This window comes from Mucilaginibacter dorajii (genome assembly GCF_024808255.1).
Taxonomy (GTDB): domain Bacteria; phylum Bacteroidota; class Bacteroidia; order Sphingobacteriales; family Sphingobacteriaceae; genus Mucilaginibacter; species Mucilaginibacter dorajii.
This window is the reverse complement of sequence record NZ_JANTYS010000029.1, coordinates 21,834-43,330: the sequence shown is the minus strand read 5'-3', so window position 1 is coordinate 43,330 and position 21,497 is coordinate 21,834. Positions and strand designations below refer to the sequence as shown.

Sequence of the window (21,497 nt, the reverse complement as noted above, 5' to 3'; positions counted from 1 at the left end):
AATTGATTTAAAGAAAATTTATGAAAATAAAATCATTAATTCCCTACGCGTTGTTGTTAACAATGGGTATGGTATCTATAACCGGTTGTCAGAAAGGGGATTTGATCAATAACCCTAACGTGGCCGGTGAAAATTCAATCGTTCCGCTTTCTTTGTTACTTAACCACATCACCGCAACACAGATCCGTAGCGACGAGCAGCCCTGGGGTTACTCGCAGGTTGCCAACCAATATGTTATTGCCAACTACTCTTATTACAGGGGTAACAATACTTATAACTTTGGCAATACATCTGATAGCTATGATATATTAAAGTATACGCTTAAGCTTGAACAGCAGGCTACTGCCCAATTGGGTAATCAAACCAATAAGTACTATGCTTTAGGCGAGTTTTTTAAAGCTTACGCTGGTATTTGGCTTACCCAAAGGGTAGGGGATATCCCTTTTTCACAAGCCGGCAATGCAACTATTCTCACTCCAAAGTATGATACTCAGCATGATGTTTACAAAGCTGCTCTTACACAGTTAGATAATGCTAACACACTTTTAAGTAATTTAATAACTGCTAACCCTACGCTTGGTGCTACTATATTAGATGCAAGCGGCGATATTTATGGTTTAACTTACCTGCAATGGCAAAAAGTGATTAATACTTACCGTTTAAGAGTATTGATTAGCCTAAGCAAACGTGCCACCGATAATGCCGACCTGCAAATTCCACAAACCTTTGCAGCTATAGTGGCCAACCCGGTAAAATATCCAATCATGACTGGCAACGGCGATAACCTTGTTTATAAATTCAATGCAGTAAACAGGTATCCTACGTTTTCATTAGGCCTAAACCCTTACAATAACTTTGCAAATCCTGGAAGTACTTATGTAAGCATTTCTGTGGCTACACAAGATCCTCGCTTGTTTGTAACTTCAACTCCTGCTCCATTGCAGGTAAGCGGTGGCAAAGCAATCGGCGATTTCTCGGCCTATGTAGGTTCTGATATCAACCAGTCACAAGCCGCGTTATTAACCAACTCTAACAATGGTGTTTATTCGTTCAATAGTTTTACCCGCTATTATAACAATGCAACCGGTGCAACTGCCGAGCCATTTGTATTTATCGGATATTCAGAAATGTGCTTTAACATAGCCGAGGCTATTAACCGGGGCTGGGTGAGCGGCGCAAGTGCTACATGGTACACCAATGGTATCAATGCTTCGTTGGCATTATACGGAATAACTAATGGTCAAACATTAACTGTTACTTTCCCTATCTCATCAACAGAACCATCTGTTAACCCTAAGTTACTAAAACAAGGTGATGTATGGGGGACAGCAACTGCTAATACTACCCAATTTTTAGCTAATGTAGCTTACGCAGGTGATAATGCTACTGGTTTATCACAGATCCTGACTCAGAAGTATATCTCGTTATTTAACAACTCTGGTTGGGAAGCATTTTATAACTTCCGCCGTACTGGCTTACCTGCATTGGTGCAAGGTGGTAGTGGTATAGGTACGCCTAATAACCTGATTCCACGTCGTTGGCAATATCCGGCTTCAGAGTCGGCTTACAATACTGCTAATTACAATGCAGCACTTAGCTCGCAATTTGGCGGCACAGATGATCTTACAAAAGATACCTGGCTTACTAAATAAGCAACACTAAACTAAATATTTACCAAACAGGAACTTAGCAATAGGTTCCTGTTTTATAATTTATAAACGGATATGAAATTTTTAAGTATTTTATTATTGAGCGTTTGCGTTACCGGTGCAGCAAAGGCTCAAATTGTTGATAGCGCCAAACGTAAAGTGGATTTAATAGGAGCCGTGAACTTTCGCGATTTAGGTGGGTATACTACTGCCGACGGTCATCACGTAAAATGGGGTAAAGTTTACCGCAGCGCTGATATGAGCAAGCTTACAGACGATGATTTGGCTGAATTAAACAGAAGAAATATTGCTTATGATGTTGATTTGCGCGGTACTCAGGAGGCGAAACAGGCACCAGACCGTATGAATCCTAATACCGATTACATTTTATGCCCCGCGGGCAGCGAAAACGTGGGTAATATGATGAGCAGCTTTAAAAATGTTAAAGGCGATGGAGATTCTATCCTGATCACTTATTACAGTAACATTACTCCACTTGCAGATAGATATAAACCTATGTTTGGTAAATTATTGAATTTACCTGCCGATAAAAGCCTGGTTTTTCATTGCACCGCGGGTAAAGACCGCACTGGTATTGGCGCCGCGTTGTTGTTATACAGCCTGGGTGTCCCTTATGATACCATCATGAGCGATTATGAAGCAACAAATTATTATCGCACTGCCGAAAACGAAAAAACAGAGAAACTAATGGTGCAAGCCATGAAATTGGATGAGCGCGTTGCCAAAAATGTAATGGCCGCTAAAAAGGAATATCTCGATGCTACTTTTAATGAGATTATTAAAAAGTACGGCTCCGTTGATAATTACCTTAAAACCCAGATAGGTTTGAGTGATAAAGATATCAAAACACTAAAAAAGAAATACCTGGATTAATCCTGTTTATCCATCAGTTTTGTGTTAACCATGTAAAATAATAAGTGGTTGATTATTAGGTATTTACAATGTGCTTTATCTGAAATGTGTTAAGTTATGTTAACCCAATTAGCAGCGTTTGCCCTGTCGCAAAAATAAAATGTGATTGAAAAAATTCGTGAAATTAGCTATAATCTATCTTACAGGCAGTTAAATTCGTATTTACTCAACGCTCAGCTTGTGACAAAATAAAGTTAAATGTCAAAAGCGATTTTTCTTCCCAAAAGGTGGCCTTTTCTTTTATATGGCGTTTTATTATTAGTTTTAATGGAATCAAAAACTAATCCCGTATGATGAAGAATTACTTGAAATTCGTTATTTTAATGGTTTTTACAAGTTTGTATGCCTGTAAGCAAACATCCACCGTTCAGCAAAGTGGTATCAGCCCGGCCGATTATTTTAAAGATACTACCGCAGGCGTAAAAACCGGCGGAGTGCAAATGGTAACCATTAACACACCCAAAGGTAAATTTCATGTTTGGACAAAAAAGATAGGTAACAACCCTAAAATTAAATTGTTGCTGCTAAATGGCGGTCCTGGGGCTACACATGAATATTTTGAGTGTATGGAAAGCTTTTTACCGGCCGAGGGAATAGAGTTGGTTTATTATGACCAATTAGGCTGTGGCAATTCTGATAATCCAAAAGATACCGCTATGTGGAGCTTACCGCGGTATGTTGAAGAAGTAGAACAGGTGCGCCAGGCTTTAAAATTAGATAGCAGTAATTTTTATCTGCTCGGTCATTCGTGGGGTGGCATCCTGGCTATGGAGTATGCCCAGAAATATCAGCATAATTTAAAAGGTTTGATCATTTCAAATATGATGATGAGCGTACCCGATTACGGTAAATACGCTAATGACGTATTGGCAAAGCAATTTGATCCTAAAGTTTTGGCAAAAATCCGTGCCATTGAAGCAAAAGGCGATTTTAAGAACCCTGAATATATGCAATTACTATTGCCTAATTTTTACGCCAAGCACATTTGCCGTATCCCGCTTGACCAATGGCCCGAGCCTGTTAACCGTTCGTTGGGTAAATTGAATGAATCATTATACGTAACCATGCAGGGGCCAAGCGAATTTGGTGTAGCTGGTAAATTAGTTAAGTGGGATAGAATGGCCGATTTGCCTAAAATAGGGGTACCAACGCTAAGCATCGGCGGTCAATATGATACTATGGATCCAAAGCACATGGAAAAAGTATCTCAACTTGTGCAAAATGGCAGCTATTTATATTGCCCCAATGGTAGCCATATGAGCATGTATGATGATCAGCAGGTTTATATGGCTGGTTTAATTAAATTTATAAAAGGCGTTGATTCAGGAGAAAAGAAAGTTAAAATATAAAAACATAATTTAAAGCACTCTTAAAGGTAAGATCGGGATCCTGGGAAACGTCTGTTCAAAACACTATTCAGCACTATTCTTATAAATTCAATCAGGATGAGGTTGTTCTCTGATCTTTGAGACAGCCTCATTTTGATTATTGTGTCTCTAACTTTTTGACACCAGGGCTTCAATCGGTTTTAAAAATGTTTCTTTAGATAATCCTGCCTGCCTTAATATCTTGGTATAATCATAATAAACCTGTTTGTATAGTTGCGGTTCCAATTCTTCAAAGTCAGCGCTCTTTAATAATGTTTCTGCAATGAATGTGGCAGAAAGCCGATGTCCATACTCGTCACAGATCTGTATAATAAAACGCCAGTAACTGCCTAATTTTGTATAATCGTTGCTCAGTAATGCCCTTTTAATTTTAAGACTATAAACCATCGATTTCATATACGATGTAAATGTGTTTCCATCATTATCATACAGGTCGCTAACAGGGTGATAAATCCTATTGAGTTCCTTTAAATTGCCCAGTTTATGACAGGCTTCGGCCTGTAACATATCTAAAAAGAAATTATATACCGATGTATCCCTATTGTCGCCATGATTTAACCGTTTAATAACATTAATAAACCTTTGTATTTTTTTCGGATGCTGGCAAATTATCAATGAATACCCGGCAATTAAATAAATGAGATCATTTGCGGGGTTATTATAAGCACTGGTTGACTGGGGAGGGTTAAAAATAAAATGTGTTAAATCACTGTAAAATGCCCGCTTAATAATTCCGTATTTAAAAAAGTGATAAATAGCGTCGATACAATTTAGCGGGTTAATAATAAATTGCTGCATTTCCTCGGCAGGGAAACTTTTTAATTTATTAATGTAACTCTCAAGTTGATTAAACTCAAATTGCTGAATAGCTATTACCGCAAGTGCCGTGTAGGTAATTATTTTTTTTGAGGCCGATAATTCAAATTTAAGCAGGGTTTGCAATGTTCTCTTATAGTTTATGTTAATAAACTCCAAACCGAAGAAATAATAAAACAACTCATCTGTACACCTTTGTTTGAAGAAACCTGATAGTGACTCACTGTGAGTAACTGTTACGCTCATTTTTTCAAGTAAGCTTCCTAAAAAAATAATCAGCTCAGATTTTTCATGGGGTGTTAATTCCGTTAACGATAACAACTCAAAACACTCTTGCTGGTTACTTTTTATGGCATGTATTATGCACCATTTCAATACCGCAACTTTGCGTTCATTATTTTTAAACAAGCCACTTATTGTGGCTGTTAATTTGCTATCAAAACGTTGGTTACTATCATTTAGTAATTTGGCCGCAATGGTAAACTCTAAGAAATTGGTGTTCCCAAACTGCACACTGGTGTTAAATTGCGACTCGACGCTGGTATTAACCTCCTTTAGAAAACCAATGCTTAAAAGTTCATTATAAGCATGGCCATATAGCCTTAACAAGTCGTTAACTTTTAGTTTGTTAAGATCGTATACCCGGTTTTCAAAATCCATATTTTCAATAAGTCCGTTTAAAAGAAGTATTTTTTCGGTTGCATAATGACCCAGGTAAACCTTGTTTAATATAAAGGTTGATATAAGTTCATAAATACTAAAATGATCGATATGGCTGAGTGTAAAGTTTTCTTTATGTTGTTTGTAATAAAATTGAAAGTATAACGGGTTAGTAAAATCATTAGCAATATCTGTTGTTATATTGCTTTGGTTGGCAGGATTTATCTTATTACTAAGCTCTTTTATCTCCTGAATGCTCAACAGGGGTACATTGTCTCCAGACTGGTCGTCTGTTGTAAAGCCATGATACCATTTGTCTTGATTGTAAGCCAATGTGTGTTTGTTATTCATCCAATTTGATGAGCGCATGGTGAGCACAAGCTTAAACCAGTTTTGTGACTGATAGAAAGAAAAAACGTCCATCAATTGGTATAACATTAACTCAAACTGGTCATTCTTGAACATATGTTCATCAAAGCCGTCAATAATAAGGTAAAAATTGCCTTCCTTGCGGTTATTTACGTCAAGTAGCGACATCACATCCTCTTCTGGTGTGTAGCCAAGCAAGGTTAATAACCAATCGTTAAGGTCGCGGCCACTTAAAAAGATGCTCATCAGTGCGCTACTGCTAAAGAATAATACGATGTCGTTGCTTTGGGTATTAAAGTTATTTGCTAATTTTTCGTCTATCCAATGGCAAAGCGCTATAGTTTTACCGTAGCCAGATGGAGCAGTGAATACAGTAGCTGTGTAGTTCCCCCTCAAAAACTCATTAAAATGATCGTCAATAAAGCCTCTTTTTATAGTTTGATTATATGGAATTCCCGACTTGTTTTTTAAAGCCTGCAATGTAAAGTTGGTGATTTTTAAGGCTTTGTTGTTTAACGTATCCCAATTAACATTTACGCTATCTGATTTTGTAGTTTTATTATCATGTTTTTCGCAAAAGTCATCCCATCCGTTGTATCCGCAGTATTTGGCCATAACATCGATGGTAAATATGGAAGGGTTAAATTTACTGTACGCAAAACCATAAATTCGTTTTAAGGTGGTTTCACTTACAATAAATTTGGTTTTGTTGAAAATAAGTGCCGAAATCACTTTACAGTCGCTGGGAGTGACGCTTTTAAGGTTAGATACATTTAAGACACACGATTTTAAGAATTCAAATGAATGCGAAGAGGTGGCTGTCATATATTTAGGTTTTAGAGTAGTATAATTAAATTATGCTGCAAAGACGATTACTTTTTATTATTCCAGGCTGGTGAGGGGATTCAACTTGAGGGGGATGAATAATTGTATGAATGTAATGATTGTTAATAGCTAAAACATACTGTCGAAATATAAATGAATGGAATGAATGTGATTTCATTTAATGAATAATAAGTGTGTTGGTTTTAAAAATAAAAATTAATAAGCGTTCTGATCATATGATGTTGGTTATTTAAAGCTTGTTACTTTACATTTGTATAGTTATTATAATTATTATAGATAAATATAATTGTTTGTGCGGAATAAAGTCAAATATTCTGTAGCCTGGGCTAATATTTACCAATAAAAATTTCAAGCATTAAACTACTGGCTATATTAATCGATAGACACAAAAAACTACTTAGAAACAAGATCCTGTAATACAGGCAATCTCTCATTAACCTGAGATATTTGGATGCCGGGACCCGGTTATAACAATATCTCAGATACTATTCGATTGCTCCGTGAGGGCAAGCATTTCAGCAAACGAACAATAATTTATAGTCACTTATGATTTAATCGATTGCATCGAATATAACTCTAAAGAGAGAAATATCCTAAGCTGTTTGTTATATTAATTGAGTTTGTGGCTATACGGCTAAGTCGCATAGCAATCATCACAACTTCAATTAAAATACTTGGTAGTATCAACCTCCGAATAGGGGAGTGAATGCAGAAATCCATTTGGAATGCCATCTTTTCCATTCACTGTTTTGCATCCTATTCACTTTATTCAAAGCCACTAAAGCTCATTTATATTGCCTTTTCTACCTTAACTTTCCACTTATTAAGGTCGTATTAAAAAAGACTCTTGCAAATAATATCAAAACTGAGGATACATACAATTATAAATTATATACATCTGATACCAATTGCATTAAGTTGACTTTATAAACTAAGCACTATGAACAACACGGATATTTTGGCAGAAAAACTTGATTTTTCCTATAAGAAGGAAGTTAGACAGGGTGATTTGATGGGTTTAATAGCTATATGTATTAACTATTGGTACCTGTTTTTTATAAGCCTTATTGTTTGCCTCATTTTTGCGCTTGGTTATATTAATTATTTACCTACTCAATGGAATGTATCTGGTAAAATTATAGTCGAGGACGACAAAAACTCAACTTCAAAGTCACTAACAAATGGAGTGAACGCCGATTTGGCTTCGTTGTTTGACATTAAAAGTAATGCCGATAACGAGGTTAAGGTGTTAAAATCGAGGGGACTTTTAAAACAGGTGGTATCTAAACTCAATTTAAACTTACATGTGCTTGATAACAACGGGTTACGGAAGTTTGAATTATATGAAGACGCTCCGTTTGTAGTAACCGCGGTTTATAAACATGATTTTTTAAAACTTTCTAAATATGATATTCAAGTTATTAACGAAAAGGCTTTTAGGTTGAGTAATGACAAAGAGAATATTGATGTAACAGGAGAGTTTGGGAAACCCGTTGAACTTGATAAATATACGTTGGTTTTGAACAAGACCTTAAAATTTAAACCCAAAGGCGATTATGTTGTAAAAGTACAATCAATAAAACAAGCGGAAACAGATCTTTCAGGCGACTTTAATGCGGGGCTGGACGATAAACAGGCCACGGTAATTAATCTGCAGCTAACTACCGGCAATCCTGTTAAGGGCGAGCGGATACTACAAACACTGATGAAAGTTTATTTGCAAAATAACCTTTCAAATAAAATAAGGATTGCTGATAGCACCATGAAATTTATTGACACCCGCCTTGTTGTGGTTGGAGCTGAATTAAACAGGGTTGAGAAAACCCTGGAACAATATAAAGTTCAAAACAAGATATCAGACATTAATGCACAATCAAAGGCGTTAGTTGAAGGAGCAAATCAGTACCAGGATAAATTAAACGAAAATGAGGTGCAGCTGGCTGTTGCTAATGACCTGTATAAATATGTGAGTAAGGAAAATGGCAATCAGGTTGTGCCAAGTTCATTGATTACCAAGGATATGGCATTTGGTACGGCTATTAATTCTTACAATGAAATGCTCTTGAAAAAGGAAGAACTTAAACTTACCCTCACCGAAAATAGTTCTTATATCCAAAATTTAGATCAGCAGATTTCACTGGCACGCAAGGCGCTTTTAACAAGCTTAGGTAATTATAGGAATAGTTTGCAGGTTTCGCAATCAGCATTTCGCAGGCAAAATTCAACTATCGAAAACCAAATATCAAGCGCACCTGTAAAAGAAAGGATCTATCTTGATTACGCCAGGCAGCAGAGTTTAAAGCAAGACCTCTATCTGTTTTTGCTTCAAAAGCGCGAAGAAACTGCCATTTCGCAAACCGCTACGCTATCAAGCTGCCGCATTTTGGATGATGCAGAAAGCGACGAAGTCCCATTTGCACCCAAAAAATCATTAATTTATACATTGAGTGTATTTGCCGGCTTGTTTATACCTATAGCAGGGCTAAGCATCAAGGAGATGTTAAATATTCGCATAAATTCGAAATCAGACATAGATAAACATACCAACGTGCCGTTACTGGGTGAAATAAGCAGAAACCCCAACAAGAGTAGAAATTTGATTTATAATGATGCACGTTCTATTATATCTGAGGAGATAAGGGCCCTGCGTACCAATTTAAAGTACGTAACCGAAAAAGGTAAATCAAACGTAATCCTTTTTACTTCAAGCATGAGTGGCGAAGGAAAATCATTTATTTCCCTTAACCTGGGCAATTCAATTGCGCTATCCGGCAAAAAAGTAGTATTACTGGAGCTCGATTTGCGCAAGCCCAGACTTTTAAAAAACATCGGGGTCGAAAATGATTGCGGTTTTACAAATTACGTGATATCAGACGGAGAAACTCGTATAGATGAGCTAATCAAACCGTCGACGTTCAATGAAAACTTTTACTTCATTTCCTCCGGGCCAATTCCTCCAAATCCCGCCGAGATTTTGATGACCGATCACCTTAAGGTGTTGATAGATGACTTAAAAACAAAATTTGATTACGTAATTATCGACAGCGCACCTGTTGGTTTGGTATCCGATGCTTTGATCATAGAGGAGTTTGCAGATATAACCTGCTATGTAGTAAGACAAAATTATACTTATAAATCGCAATTGGGTATAGTTAATGATCTGTACAAAACTAAAAAGGCCAAACGCCTATATCTCATTGTAAACGACATCGAACTCCATAAAAACAATATAACAGGCTATGGCCACGGTTATGGCAGCTACGGATATGATGTTATAGATGAAAGCACTGAAAACGGGCTATCCAGCCTAATGAAAAAATCACACATTTCTTAATAGAAAAAACGATGATTCAGGCAGTACAAGCTAATATATTTAAGTTGATTAACAGGGGGCATGAACGGTCTGTTAAAGCTAAAAAGAATATCCTTAAATCGGTATTACTTAAAGGTGGCAGCTTAGCTATTTCGTTTTTGTTGATGCCGCTTACTATTAGTTATGTAAACCCAACTCAATACGGCATTTGGTTAACATTGAGTTCGTTTATTATATGGGCAGGCTTTTTTGATCTGGGTATGGGAAATGGACTTAAAAATAAGCTTGCCGAAGCCATAACTATTGGCGATTTTTCAAAAGCACGCAGCTATGTAAGCACAGCTTATCTGATGCTGGTAATTGTCGCTTTTTTAATCTTTGTCGCTTTTTGTATCGTAAATCCTTTTATTAACTGGCAGCGCATATTTAACGTTCATTCGTCAACATACCCCAATTTATCTCATTTGGTGTTCCTTACCATTTGTTTCTTTTGCATTCAATTTGTAGTACAGTTAATAAATACCGTTTTAACGGCCAATCATGAGCCGGCTAAAGCTGCGGTTATAAACCTTGTGGGTCAGGTAATAACCTTAGTATCAATAGTTGTTTTAATGAAACTTAAAACAGGTTCGTTAACAGACCTGGTAATAATTATGGCCGGTTTGCCTTTGTTGGCGCTCATAGCAGGCAGTATATGGTTTTATAAGGGTAATTACAATCATATTGCGCCGCGTATAAGTTCATTAAACTTCAAGTATGCTAAAAGCTTGCTGTTTACTGGAAGTGCTTTTTTTATTATTCAGATAGGGGCTTTAGTACTCTACGAAACAGACAATATCGTTATTACCCAATTGTTTGGGCCGGCCAAGGTAACAACCTTCAATGCGGCATATAAGCTATTTTCGGTAATATTAATGTTTTTCCTTATTGTAATTACGCCATTCTGGAGCGCATTTACCGAAGCTTATACTAAAGGCGATCATCAATGGATAAAAAATACCTTAACCAGCATCAAAAAGATATGGCTTGTATTGAGCCTGTGCACGGTACTATTGTTGGTGGTATCGCCTTGGTTGTATACGCTATGGTTAGGTAAGGCCTTGTCTGTGCCCTTGAGCCTTTCTATAAGTATGTGTATTTATACCATTGTTTCTATATGGCAAACAATACATGTTTATCTTTTAAATGGCACAGGCAAAATTAAGTTACAGCTTTACCTGGTTACTATAAGCGCAGTAGTTAATATCCCGTTAGCTATAATATTGGGCAGGTGGTTTGGTTTAGCCGGGGTAACCATGGCCAATACCATTTTATTTATATTAATGAGCACTGTTTTTTATATCCAAACCAATAAAATAATCAATAAAACAGCCTCGGGAATTTTTAACGCGTGATTGAAACATAAAACCTGACCGTTTATGAAAGCTTATATCGACAGTTCATTCATCACAAACCCAATGGGTGAGTATTTAAAATGGCTAAAGTGCAAAACCATTTACCAGTTAAAGTATTGGGGTAATCACCTGCGCATAGGTTATTTAAGCAAAGTTAGCAATACCACTTTTGGTAGATACAATACCTTGGGAACTCAATGCATTGTTACTAACTGTACGTTAGGTGATTTCTCCTACATTAACAGCTTCAGCTACGTGTTAAATACTAAAATGGGACGGTATTGTTCGGTTGGCCCAAATGTAAAAATAGCGCCGGGTAAGCATCCCACCTCCGTTTTCGTTAGCACGCATCCCGTAACGTTTAACAATCAGGCCAACCTTATAAAAAATTATTGTACCGAATCAAAATTCAATAACAATCAACCTGTAACTATTGGTAATGATGTTTGGGTAGGGGCAAATTCAATTATTATTGATGGCGTAGTTATCGGCAACGGGGCTATTATAGCAGCCAATTCATTAGTGGTACATGATGTTGGCCCGTATGAAATAGTGGGCGGCAATCCTGCCAGGTTTATAAAAAAACGCTTTGACGACGAGCAGATCAAATATCTGCAGCGCACCGAATGGTGGAATAAAAGTGAAGAGTGGATTGAAGCAAATATTTCGAAATTCTGGAATATAGAAAATTTTGTTGAACCAACCTTAGCAACCGTATAATATGATGATGTACCTGATCAGGAAGTTTTATCGTGCGTTGCGTGTTTTATACTACAAAATGGCACGGGTTTACTCATGGATCATCAGTTGTTTGAAATTCTATTTAAACGGCGTGCAGTTTTCTTATGATTTTATAGGATTTGGGATTCCTATCCTTGATATAAACATGAGGGGGAAATTTACCATTGGCAGGCGTTTCAGGTTCAATAGCGGTAAGTATCATGCTATGGGGGGTAGACAGCAACAATGTTATTTTGTAGTTGCTGAAGGTGCCGAACTATCTATCGGTGAAAATGTTGGTGTCACATCTGTAGCCATTATTTGCCATGATAAGATAAGCATTGGTAACAATGTAAAGATTGGCATCAATACAGTCATTTACGACACCGATTTTCATTCGTTAGATGCAAGGTATAGGAACAGTTATCCTGAACGGCTGGACGGCGTAAAATCAAGGCCTGTGGTTATTAAGGATGGCGCATTCATTGGCGGCCACAGCACTATTTTAAAAGGCGTAACTATAGGTCGAAATTCAATTGTGGGGGCTGGGTCCGTAGTGTTTCAGGATATTCCCGATGAACAGATCTGGATAGGCAACCCCGCAAGATTTGTAAAAGAAAATCAATACTCAGCGGTTTTAATATAGGTAATATGAATCAGCAAAGGTTTACTTCATTTTTACTGTTAATACTCATCCTTGCTTCGTTTTTCCACATTCAGGCAATAGCGTTAGGAATTGCTTTGTTGGTGATTCTTCTGCCAATGGATCAGCAGATTACGGCAATTAAAATGGCCCGGCTGTTTTTATTTCTGATGGTGCCGGTGCTACTGGGTTTGCTGGTTGGTTTTGAAAATGACACATACCTTATCTTCAAAGATTTCTATTACTTTACTATTCCAATGTTGTTTATAACCGCCGGAATAGTTATGGCTTGCCGCCTTACTATCGATCAGTTTTTAAAAACATTGATTTATGCCGGGGTAATAACGTCAATTATGGTAACCGGTATTTCAATATCTTACATGGGTTTTGGGGCTTTAACAGATCCATATTCGGCGCATTATGCCATGGGTATTGTAGGTACCCCAGGGCCGCCGGTGGCATTAGCTTGTTTGTTGCTTACCCGTAAATTTAATATCCGGTTATTTAGTCCGCTTTTGTTTAATGCACTTACCGCTATCAATGTGATGGGGGTTTATATGTTTGCCTCGCGTACATATCTCATTATCACATTTTGCTTTTTGCTGTTATTGATTGCAGATCGCATAAAGCGACTTTGGATTCCGCCGGTGATACTTTTAATGGTTATTGCATTTACACTTATCCCTTTTGATGCTTTAAAAGTTAATTCTGACGGCACCTTCATGGGGAAAATAATGGGTTCATTCTCCGAAGTAAGTATAGGTCAATACACTAACGAGCAGGATATTAATATGCAATATCGGGGTTACGAATCATTTATGGCGCTTAAAGGTTATACCGAAGGCGACACCAAAAATTGGATCTTTGGTGGGTTAGGTAAACTAATAGACCTTAAAACTTTCGTAAGGCTTGGAGAGGATACCGATTTTCAATTTATCCCGGTGCTGCACAACGGCTGGCTTTATATCCTGGTAAAAACCGGCATCATTGGTATAATGGTCTACGCAGCTGTTTTTTTAAGCCTCATTGTGGTTAACTGGCGCAAATATGCCGACAATACCGGCCCTCCGATAATTCGATTTTTCGCCGCATTAACTGTTGGGTGCATCATCTGTTTGTTACTAACCAATTACATAGTGACTGCTTTTTTTAATGTTGAAATGAGCGTTCTGATGATTACCCTGGGATATAGTTATTTGAATTTTAACTCTTTACTATTTAAACAAAAGGAACGTGAAGAGGCCTTACAAATGAAATTTGAACAACCTTTAATTATTTAAGTAAGCGTATGGAAAAGCAATTATACTTAAAGCACAAACCCAAAGTAACCATTATCACCATTGCCTATAACGCGGCGGCTACTATTGAACTTACCATACTGAGTGTGTTGGGCCAAACTTACCAGAATCTGGAGTACATTATTATTGATGGTGGATCAACCGATGGTACGCAAAAGGTTATTGAGAAATATAAAGGGAAATTAGCTAAATACATTAGTGAGCCTGATAAAGGAATTGCCGATGGTTTTAACAAGGGCATAGCTATGGCTACGGGCCATTGGATAGGTATGATCAACGCAGACGACTGGTATACGCCCAACGCTGTCGAAGTAATGATGCACAGTATATCAAAAGATGACGATGTATGCTGTGGCAATATTATGCTTGTTGGTGCAAATGAAATTGAGCGTCAGAAAAAAAGCAAAGTAAGCTGGCTCAATTTCGGGATGTATATTATGCACCCTACTTGTTTTATAAAAAAAGGGGTTTATCTGCAAGTTGGTGGTTATGACACCGGGTTGAAAATAGCCATGGATTTTGATATGTTCCTGCGCATAAAACGTAACGGATTTAAAATAAAGCATGTTGATGAGGTGGTTGCTTACATGCGGCTTGATGGGGTAAGTAATGATACTGTGAAAATGCACCGCGAAGAGCTGAGTGTTATGCGCAGGCATTTAAATGGGTTGAATTATTACTGTTCTTACCTGTTCAACTACTTAAACCGCTTGCGTTGGCGATATTTTTATAAAGATCCTCTAAGAAACCTGGCCAATTCGTAAATGTTATGAAAAAACGAATCCTGATATCAGCATATGCAATATCTCCGGTGAAAGGGTCTGAATATGGGGCCGCCTGGAATACTGTAATGAACCTTGCTACGCAACATGAATTATGGGTATTATATGGCATGAGTGATAGCTATATGGGCGATACTCAAACAATGCATGCGTTTATTGAGCATACGCCCTTAAAATCGGTTCACTTTGTGGAGGTTGAGCCAGGTTGGCTGGCTAAATGCATTACGCTGCTTGATAAAATCGGTTGGGGCTGGTTCTTTTATTTTGCGTACTATTTATGGCAGAAAAGCGCCTTGAAGGCAGCGCGGGAAATTTGTAGAACAGTTGAGATAGATGTAATACATCAGTTGGGCCCGATTGGATTTAGGGAGCCGGGGTTTTTATGGAAGCTTCAAAAACCATTAGTGTGGGGGCCGATAGGGGGGATGAATAAAATTGATACCCGCCTGCTGGTAAACAAACCCCGTTTTACTAAATTTAAATTTGCGTTAAAAAATTATATTAATCATTTACAACTCAATTATTCGGGCAGGATAGCACACGCTTTTGAACAAGCTGATGTGTGTATAGCGGCTACATCGGCGGGGCAACATACTATTTGGGAAAAGTTTGGGGTTGAAAGTTATTATTTGTCAGAACAAGGCATCATCAGTGCGCCCATTCTTGATGAATCAAAATTCAACCGGATAGATCAATGCGTACAACTGGTATGGTGTGGCAATCTTATTGAACGGAAGAATTTGGATATGTGCCTGGAGATATTGTCTGGCGTGGGCCATAACAATTGGATACTTCACATTTTAGGGAGCGGACCGCTTGAGCAAAAATTGAAGGAAAAGGCAGCTGCGCTGAATTTGAAAGATAAGATAACATGGCATGGCCATATACAGCGTAGCGAAGCTATTGGCATCATGTCGGCATCGCATCTTCATATTATCACCAGCATTGCCGAAGATAACCCTGCAGTAATATTTGAAGCATTAACCTGTGGGGTACCTACTTTAACTATTGACCATTGCGGGATGGGGGATGTTATTTGCGGCAAAAGCGGCATTAAAATCAAGAATGATGACTATCCGGTAATGATCGACAAAATGAGGGCTGCATTAGTCTCCGTATTAAGTAATCCGTCTGTTTTAATCGACTTAGCTCAAACAACCATACAATGCGCCAGGGAGCATGACTGGAATACCCGGCTTGCCACACTTAACAATATGTACAATAAGGCTATTGGTAAATATGCTGAACGCAAAGCCGCACCCTTAATTTATTCATCATTAACTTCTTGATTATGAAAGTTGAAGGTGTTTATAAAATAAAACTGGGAATAGATGCCAAATGGTATTTTAAAGGGCCGCCAAGTGGTAATATGGTGGTAAAAAATCTGGTTGATGAAATGATAGCCGGTAATCACCCACATATTGAGCTTTACCTTTTTATAACAAGCAATTTTAAGAAACAAGCAGTTGGACAGTTTCCCAATAATATTAAGCTTATTTTTTTACCTGCTATCCCCAATTTGCTGAATAACGTGTTGCTTATTCCGATATATGCGGGCAGATACAGATTAGACGCCATGTTATTTCAGAATTTTAACAGTATATGGCCGAAAAGCCTGTTCAAGGTGGTTTATATACACGATGTTTTATTCCTGGATCACCCGCAATATTATTCCGGGGCCGAACTTTTTTATTTCAGGAAGATGAAAGGCCTTGCAGCTAAATCAGATTTGATCATCACCATTTCAAATACCGAAAAAGATAGGTTAATACAAAACAAAGTTGGTAGTGAAAATAAGGTTTCGGTTATATATCATGGTGTTAATAATAATTTTAAAAAGCTATCTAATTATTCGGCAGCGAGGGTTAAGGCCGTTGTTATTAAACACCATTTGCCTCCCAAATACCTGCTTTGCGTTGGCAGGGTAAACATCAGGAAAAATATTTCAAAATTGGTAAGCGCAATAAAATTGCTCGATGATAAAATTATAAAATTAGTAATAGTAGGAGAGCAAGGTAATACGGCAGAGGCCTTAAAAATACAAATTCATACAGAAGGTTTGCGTAATCGAGTGGTTTTTACCGGACATGTACCCGAGGAAGATCTATATGTTATTTACGCCAATGCAACTGTATTTTGTTTTCCTTCATATGCCGAGGGATTTGGATTACCACCACTGGAAGCCATGCAATGTGGGGTGCCTGTGATAGTATCAAACAGAACCGCAATGCCCGAAATATGTGGAAACGCAGCTACTTATATCAACCCGGATGATACAGCAGATATAGCCAATAAAGTCAATGATTTATTGAATGATATTGATTTATATAAAGAGAAGGTAATAGCCGGGGTTAAACGTGCAGGTGAATTTACCTGGCTCAAATCAGCAAACGGAATACTTAAACTTATAAGCGATGCATGTGATAATTGAAAGCGTAATACGCAAGCTTAAGAATAAGCCCGATTATAAATTTGAAAGCAATTACAACCTCAGAGAGTTGTTTATAATTCTATTTAACAGAACAATGCAGATTTTAAGAGGGACGGGTAGTCGGCTTTTTTTTAAAAAGACAAACGGGCTTTTGTTTATTGGTTCCCGTGTTGTTATTGATCATGCTTACCAATTTACTGCTGGTTGTAATCTAATTATTGAAGATAATACCTATATAAATGCGCTGTCATTAAACGGCATTATGGTAAAAGATAATGTATCAATAGCACGTAATTGCACTTTAATTTGCACAGGTGTAATATCACAAAAAGGAAAAGGAATTATTATAGGTAATAACAGCGGCATCAATGCGGGTACTTATTTAGGCGGACAAGGAGGAATAGAAATTGGCGATAACGTAATAATTGGCCCGGGAGTTAAAATATTCTCTGAAAATCACCAGTTCTCGGATTTGAATGTAAATATTAAAGACCAGGGAGTGATTCGCAATGGTGTCTGTATTAAAAACAATTGTTGGATAGGCGCGGGGGTTACCATATTGGCCGGTGTAACTATTGGCGAAGGAAGTGTGATTGCCGCAGGTAGTATTGTTACAAAAACAGTGGCTCCAAATTCAATTGTAGCGGGTATACCAGGCAGGGTAATGAAAAAACGCACCGAACTTCCATTGCCAGAAAATCCAACCTATAAAGTGAATCTCAAAATTGTTTAAATAAAGTCATAAGCAATGAGCAGTAAAAGTATCGATAAATTTAAAGGATCTTGCCTTTTCATGGCTTGTGGAATTATTAGTTGGTTACCGTTTCATACCTTGAGAATATTTTTATTAAGAAGCTTAAAGGCAAAAATCAGCTATAAAGCAGGCATCTATCGTGGCTTCGAAATCAGGAGTCCCTGGAAACTAAAAATAGGACAAGGGACTATAATTGGCCATAATGCTTTGCTGGATGCAAGGATGGGACTAATTATAGGCAACAATGTAAACATCAGTAATGAAGTAATGATCTGGTCATTGCATCACGACTATAACGCGACCGATTTTGCACAGGTTGGCCAGGCCGTTGTAATTGAAGATTATGTTTGGTTGTGTTCCCGGTCGGTTATTTTACCTGGGGTTACCATTGGTAAAGGAGCGGTTGTGGCAGCCGGTGCGGTAGTAACCAGAAATGTACTGCCATATACAGTTGTTGGAGGCGTACCTGCTAAACAAATCGCCAGCAGAAACAAAAATCTCAATTATGATTTAAGCGATGCTGTGTTACCTATAATATAAAGTTTGCTCTCCTAATTTATCGTAAAGAGTTAATACCACCAGGTAACATTGCTTTTTAATACCCGGGTTGGGTTACCTCCAAAAATGTTATTCTCTCCAGATAGTTTTCTGGTTATTAATGAGTTGGCCGCAATGATGCAACCATTGGGTATTGTAACTCCCTTTAAAATAGTACAACGACAACCTATCCAAACTTTATCTCCTATGATAACTTCCGCCGGCTGGTTAAATACTACTCCATGTTCATCGGCTATGTGATGGAAATCGGTATCCATCACCTGTGTTTGCCATGATATTCCGGATCCATTACCAAATGTAATTCGTTTTTCCGCAATTATCGATACCTCAGTACTGGTCGTAAAATTATCGCCCAAAACAAGCTGAGCATCTTTTCCAACTACTATTTTAGTTCCGTGCATGATAAATACACGGCCATTAAAAATCACTTCTCCATATACCTCCCAAATGCCTCTTGTTCTTTTAAAATCCGAAATTCCGATCTGACCATAGCCAATTTGTATCATAGCGGTTTTGATAGGGCAGTTAAATTTTATTGTTCCCTGCATCTTATATAAGAAAACATTATTGGATATAAATACAGGCATTTTAATGGCCGTTTTAAACGGAAAATACCTGAAGTTGAAAATGATGGTTTTCAAATTGACTCTTTTAATGAATTTTACTGCCTTTTGCATTTTCTTATTATTATCCGCTCTGAAGTATAATTATAATACTTTTTTTTCGATAAAATATACTCTTGTTTATTTATTCTGTTCATTCTGTTTTTTTCTATACGATATGTTCAAATAGGCCCATTTAAGCCCAATCTACTTTGTTTATGCATACATTTAAATGTACGATATCCAAAATAGAAATATCTATTTGAAATACCTGTAAATATTAATCAATGGAATTTAAAAGTATTAAAACATAATAATATGAAGATTGCTATCATAGGAACAAGGGGGATTCCAAACCATTACGGCGGTTTTGAACAATGTGCCGAATATTTAGCGGCAGGTTTAATTAAAAAGGGGTACGAGGTTATTGTATACAACTCCCATAATCACCCATACCAGCAAAAGGATTGGAAAGGAGTAGAAATTTGCCATTGTTATGATCCCGAATACAAAATGGGTACTGTTGGCCAGTTTCTTTATGACCTTAATTGCATCCGGGACGTGCGCAAACGTAAGGTTGATATTATTTTGCAATTGGGCTACACCAGCAGTTCTGTATGGGGATGGTTATTGCCCGGTGCAGCCATTGTTACCACCAATATGGACGGGTTGGAATGGAAAAGAGCGAAATACAGCAAACCGGTTCAGGCTTTTTTAAAATATGCCGAAAAACTTGCGGTGAGATATAGCGATCATTTAATTTCCGACTCACTCGAAATACAAAGATATCTCAAAGGGAAGTACGGTGAGGATTCTTGTTTTATCCCCTACGGTGCAGAGGTTTTCAATAGTCCAAATGCTACAGTTTTAAATGAATATAACCTGGAAACTGAGCAATACGATATGCTTATTGCGCGAATGGAACCAGAAAATAGTATAGAAATTATTTTGGATGGTGTTGCCAAGGCTGGGTTGGACAGGAAGTTTTTGGTTGTGGGTAGTACAGATAATGATTATGGCGAGTATATACGTGCAAAGTTTCAATTCCATAAAAATATTGTATTCGCGGGTGCCGTTTACGATTTGGGCAAGCTTAATAATTTAAGATACTATTCAAACTTATATTTTCACGGGCACACTGTTGGAGGAACAAACCCATCTTTACTCGAAGCCATGGCATCTAACAGTTTAATTTGTTCAAACGATAACAAATTTAACCGTGCAATATTAGGTACAGATGCGTTTTATTTTAGCACCGCCGCGGACGTTGCCCTGCAGTTGGCTGTTACTGTTAAAAGCGCGCCATGTTACAAGCAATTGTTAGCAAATAACATAGAGAAAATAAGCACTGTTTACACTTGTGATAACATTATCAATTCATATGCGAGTCATTTTGAATCAATTGTTTACGAAAGAGTACAGGCAACTCCTCAAAAGGTTTTAACTCCGCAGATCACTTTTTCACTGGATCATTAATATGGCGACAAAAATTTACCTCAATTATATAAAGTTTATTTGCCTGTTTAGCGGACTGATTATTGGCTTTAGCTCCTGTTCAAATAAACCTTATCAAACACTTTTTGAACCTAATGGCAATATCACAGCTAATCAGCCTAATAACTTCACTATAGCAGGCGTTTATAAAATAAAGCCTGAAGATATTTTGCAGGTGCGTAACCTGCAAAATATCAAATTTATATTAGAAGATGTAAATACCTCTGCTTCATCTTCACAAGGGAGTGGTAGCAACGCTGCTTCGCAAGCTTATCCGGTAGAACAAGACGGAACTGTTGCATTACCTGTAATTGGGCACGTAGCGGTGGCTGGACTAACCCGACAGGAGGCATCAAAAGCCATTGAGGATATGTACCGCAAGAAGCTGATCAAAGACCCTATTATTGAGGTTAAGATTATTAACTTAAAGGTTTCTGTTTTTGGCGAGGTACGGTCACCAGGTAATTATGCACTGGTAAAGGACAAAACTACGCTGATAGATGTATTGGGGCAGGCGGGCGGCATTACTGATAAGGGTAATGAAAAGCGCGTGAAAATCATCCGGGGAGGGACCGTAAATCCCCAAGTAACCGAGATCAATTTAAGCGAATTGGAGTCGCTTACTAATCCGGCTGTAATTATGCAAAATGATGATATTGTGTATGTTGGTCAAAATAAGCGGGCTGTGCGTAACGACAAAATCCAAAATATATCAACAATTGTACAACCAACCTTGCTATTACTGAATACAGTACTGTTGCTCTTTACGTTGAAATAAACTTATACCTCTATAAATGACTAATAATTAGCGTTTTAAATCTACAGAAAGCAATATTAATTAGGGAAG

16 protein-coding genes and 1 pseudogene are annotated in these 21,497 nt (G+C 37.6%); 15 read left to right on the top strand and 2 right to left on the bottom strand.

Annotated features, from left to right (window positions below):
- Positions 1–20: 20 nt before the first annotated feature.
- The 3 genes from FHS10_RS25870 (at position 21) to FHS10_RS25860 (ending at position 3,931) form a co-directional block, all read left to right on the top strand.
- Complete coding sequence (locus FHS10_RS25870; RefSeq protein ID WP_259096762.1) at positions 21–1,652, top strand: SusD/RagB family nutrient-binding outer membrane lipoprotein; 1,632 nt, start codon at positions 21–23, stop codon at positions 1,650–1,652.
- A 72-nt stretch (positions 1,653–1,724) separates the two neighbouring features.
- The gene (locus tag FHS10_RS25865) at positions 1,725–2,543 is read left to right on the top strand and encodes a tyrosine-protein phosphatase (protein ID WP_259096760.1); all 819 of its coding nucleotides are present in this window, start codon (positions 1,725–1,727) and stop codon (positions 2,541–2,543) included.
- A 329-nt stretch (positions 2,544–2,872) separates the two neighbouring features.
- Positions 2,873–3,931 carry a proline iminopeptidase-family hydrolase gene (locus FHS10_RS25860; RefSeq protein ID WP_259096758.1) on the top strand — a complete coding sequence of 353 codons (1,059 nt, stop codon included), beginning with the start codon at positions 2,873–2,875 and terminating at the stop codon, positions 3,929–3,931.
- Positions 3,932–4,078: 147 nt separating this feature from the next.
- Here the strand turns inward: FHS10_RS25860 and FHS10_RS25855 are convergent, their stop codons facing one another.
- A complete protein-coding gene (locus FHS10_RS25855; protein ID WP_259096756.1) occupies positions 4,079–6,640 on the bottom strand; it encodes a hypothetical protein in 2,562 nt (853 codons plus the stop codon).
- A gap of 961 nt (positions 6,641–7,601) precedes the next feature.
- Between FHS10_RS25855 and FHS10_RS25850 the strand changes: the two genes are divergently transcribed.
- The 10 genes and pseudogenes from FHS10_RS25850 to FHS10_RS29360 all read left to right on the top strand — a co-directional run.
- Positions 7,602–9,995, top strand: a complete 2,394-nt coding sequence (locus FHS10_RS25850) for a GumC family protein (protein WP_259096754.1) — start codon at positions 7,602–7,604, stop codon at positions 9,993–9,995.
- Positions 9,996–10,006: 11 nt separating this feature from the next.
- Positions 10,007–11,368 carry a lipopolysaccharide biosynthesis protein gene (locus tag FHS10_RS25845; protein ID WP_259096752.1) on the top strand — a complete coding sequence of 454 codons (1,362 nt, stop codon included), beginning with the start codon at positions 10,007–10,009 and terminating at the stop codon, positions 11,366–11,368.
- A gap of 24 nt (positions 11,369–11,392) precedes the next feature.
- Positions 11,393–12,088, top strand: coding sequence for a CatB-related O-acetyltransferase (locus FHS10_RS25840; protein ID WP_259096750.1), 696 nt, complete (start codon positions 11,393–11,395; stop codon positions 12,086–12,088).
- Position 12,089: 1 nt separating this feature from the next.
- Positions 12,090–12,734, top strand: coding sequence for an acyltransferase (locus tag FHS10_RS25835; protein WP_259096748.1), 645 nt, complete (start codon positions 12,090–12,092; stop codon positions 12,732–12,734).
- Positions 12,735–12,739: 5 nt separating this feature from the next.
- Positions 12,740–14,011: an O-antigen ligase family protein gene (locus FHS10_RS25830; protein WP_259096746.1), complete on the top strand. Its 1,272-nt coding sequence runs from the start codon at positions 12,740–12,742 to the stop codon at positions 14,009–14,011.
- An 8-nt stretch (positions 14,012–14,019) separates the two neighbouring features.
- Positions 14,020–14,793, top strand: a complete 774-nt coding sequence (locus FHS10_RS25825; protein ID WP_259096744.1) for a glycosyltransferase family 2 protein — start codon at positions 14,020–14,022, stop codon at positions 14,791–14,793.
- 5 nt (positions 14,794–14,798) lie between these two features.
- Positions 14,799–16,100, top strand: a complete 1,302-nt coding sequence (locus FHS10_RS25820; protein ID WP_259096742.1) for a glycosyltransferase — start codon at positions 14,799–14,801, stop codon at positions 16,098–16,100.
- Positions 16,101–16,102: 2 nt separating this feature from the next.
- Entirely contained in the window at positions 16,103–17,242 is a 1,140-nt protein-coding gene (locus tag FHS10_RS25815) for a glycosyltransferase family 4 protein (protein ID WP_259096740.1), read from the top strand.
- A 94-nt stretch (positions 17,243–17,336) separates the two neighbouring features.
- Positions 17,337–17,975, top strand: coding sequence for an acyltransferase (locus tag FHS10_RS25810; RefSeq protein ID WP_259096739.1), 639 nt, complete (start codon positions 17,337–17,339; stop codon positions 17,973–17,975).
- Positions 17,976–18,335: 360 nt separating this feature from the next.
- Positions 18,336–18,485: pseudogene (locus tag FHS10_RS29360) on the top strand (acyltransferase); the annotation flags it as partial.
- Between the two features lie 80 nt (positions 18,486–18,565).
- Here FHS10_RS29360 and FHS10_RS25800 read toward each other — a convergent pair.
- Positions 18,566–19,231 carry an acyltransferase gene (locus FHS10_RS25800; RefSeq protein ID WP_259096735.1) on the bottom strand — a complete coding sequence of 222 codons (666 nt, stop codon included), beginning with the start codon at positions 19,229–19,231 and terminating at the stop codon, positions 18,566–18,568.
- Between the two features lie 243 nt (positions 19,232–19,474).
- On the opposite strand from FHS10_RS25800, the gene FHS10_RS25795 reads away from it, so the two are divergent.
- A complete protein-coding gene (locus FHS10_RS25795; RefSeq protein ID WP_259096733.1) occupies positions 19,475–20,632 on the top strand; it encodes a DUF1972 domain-containing protein in 1,158 nt (385 codons plus the stop codon).
- Position 20,633: 1 nt separating this feature from the next.
- Positions 20,634–21,428, top strand: a complete 795-nt coding sequence (locus FHS10_RS25790) for a polysaccharide biosynthesis/export family protein (protein ID WP_259096731.1) — start codon at positions 20,634–20,636, stop codon at positions 21,426–21,428.
- Positions 21,429–21,497 lie beyond the last annotated feature (69 nt).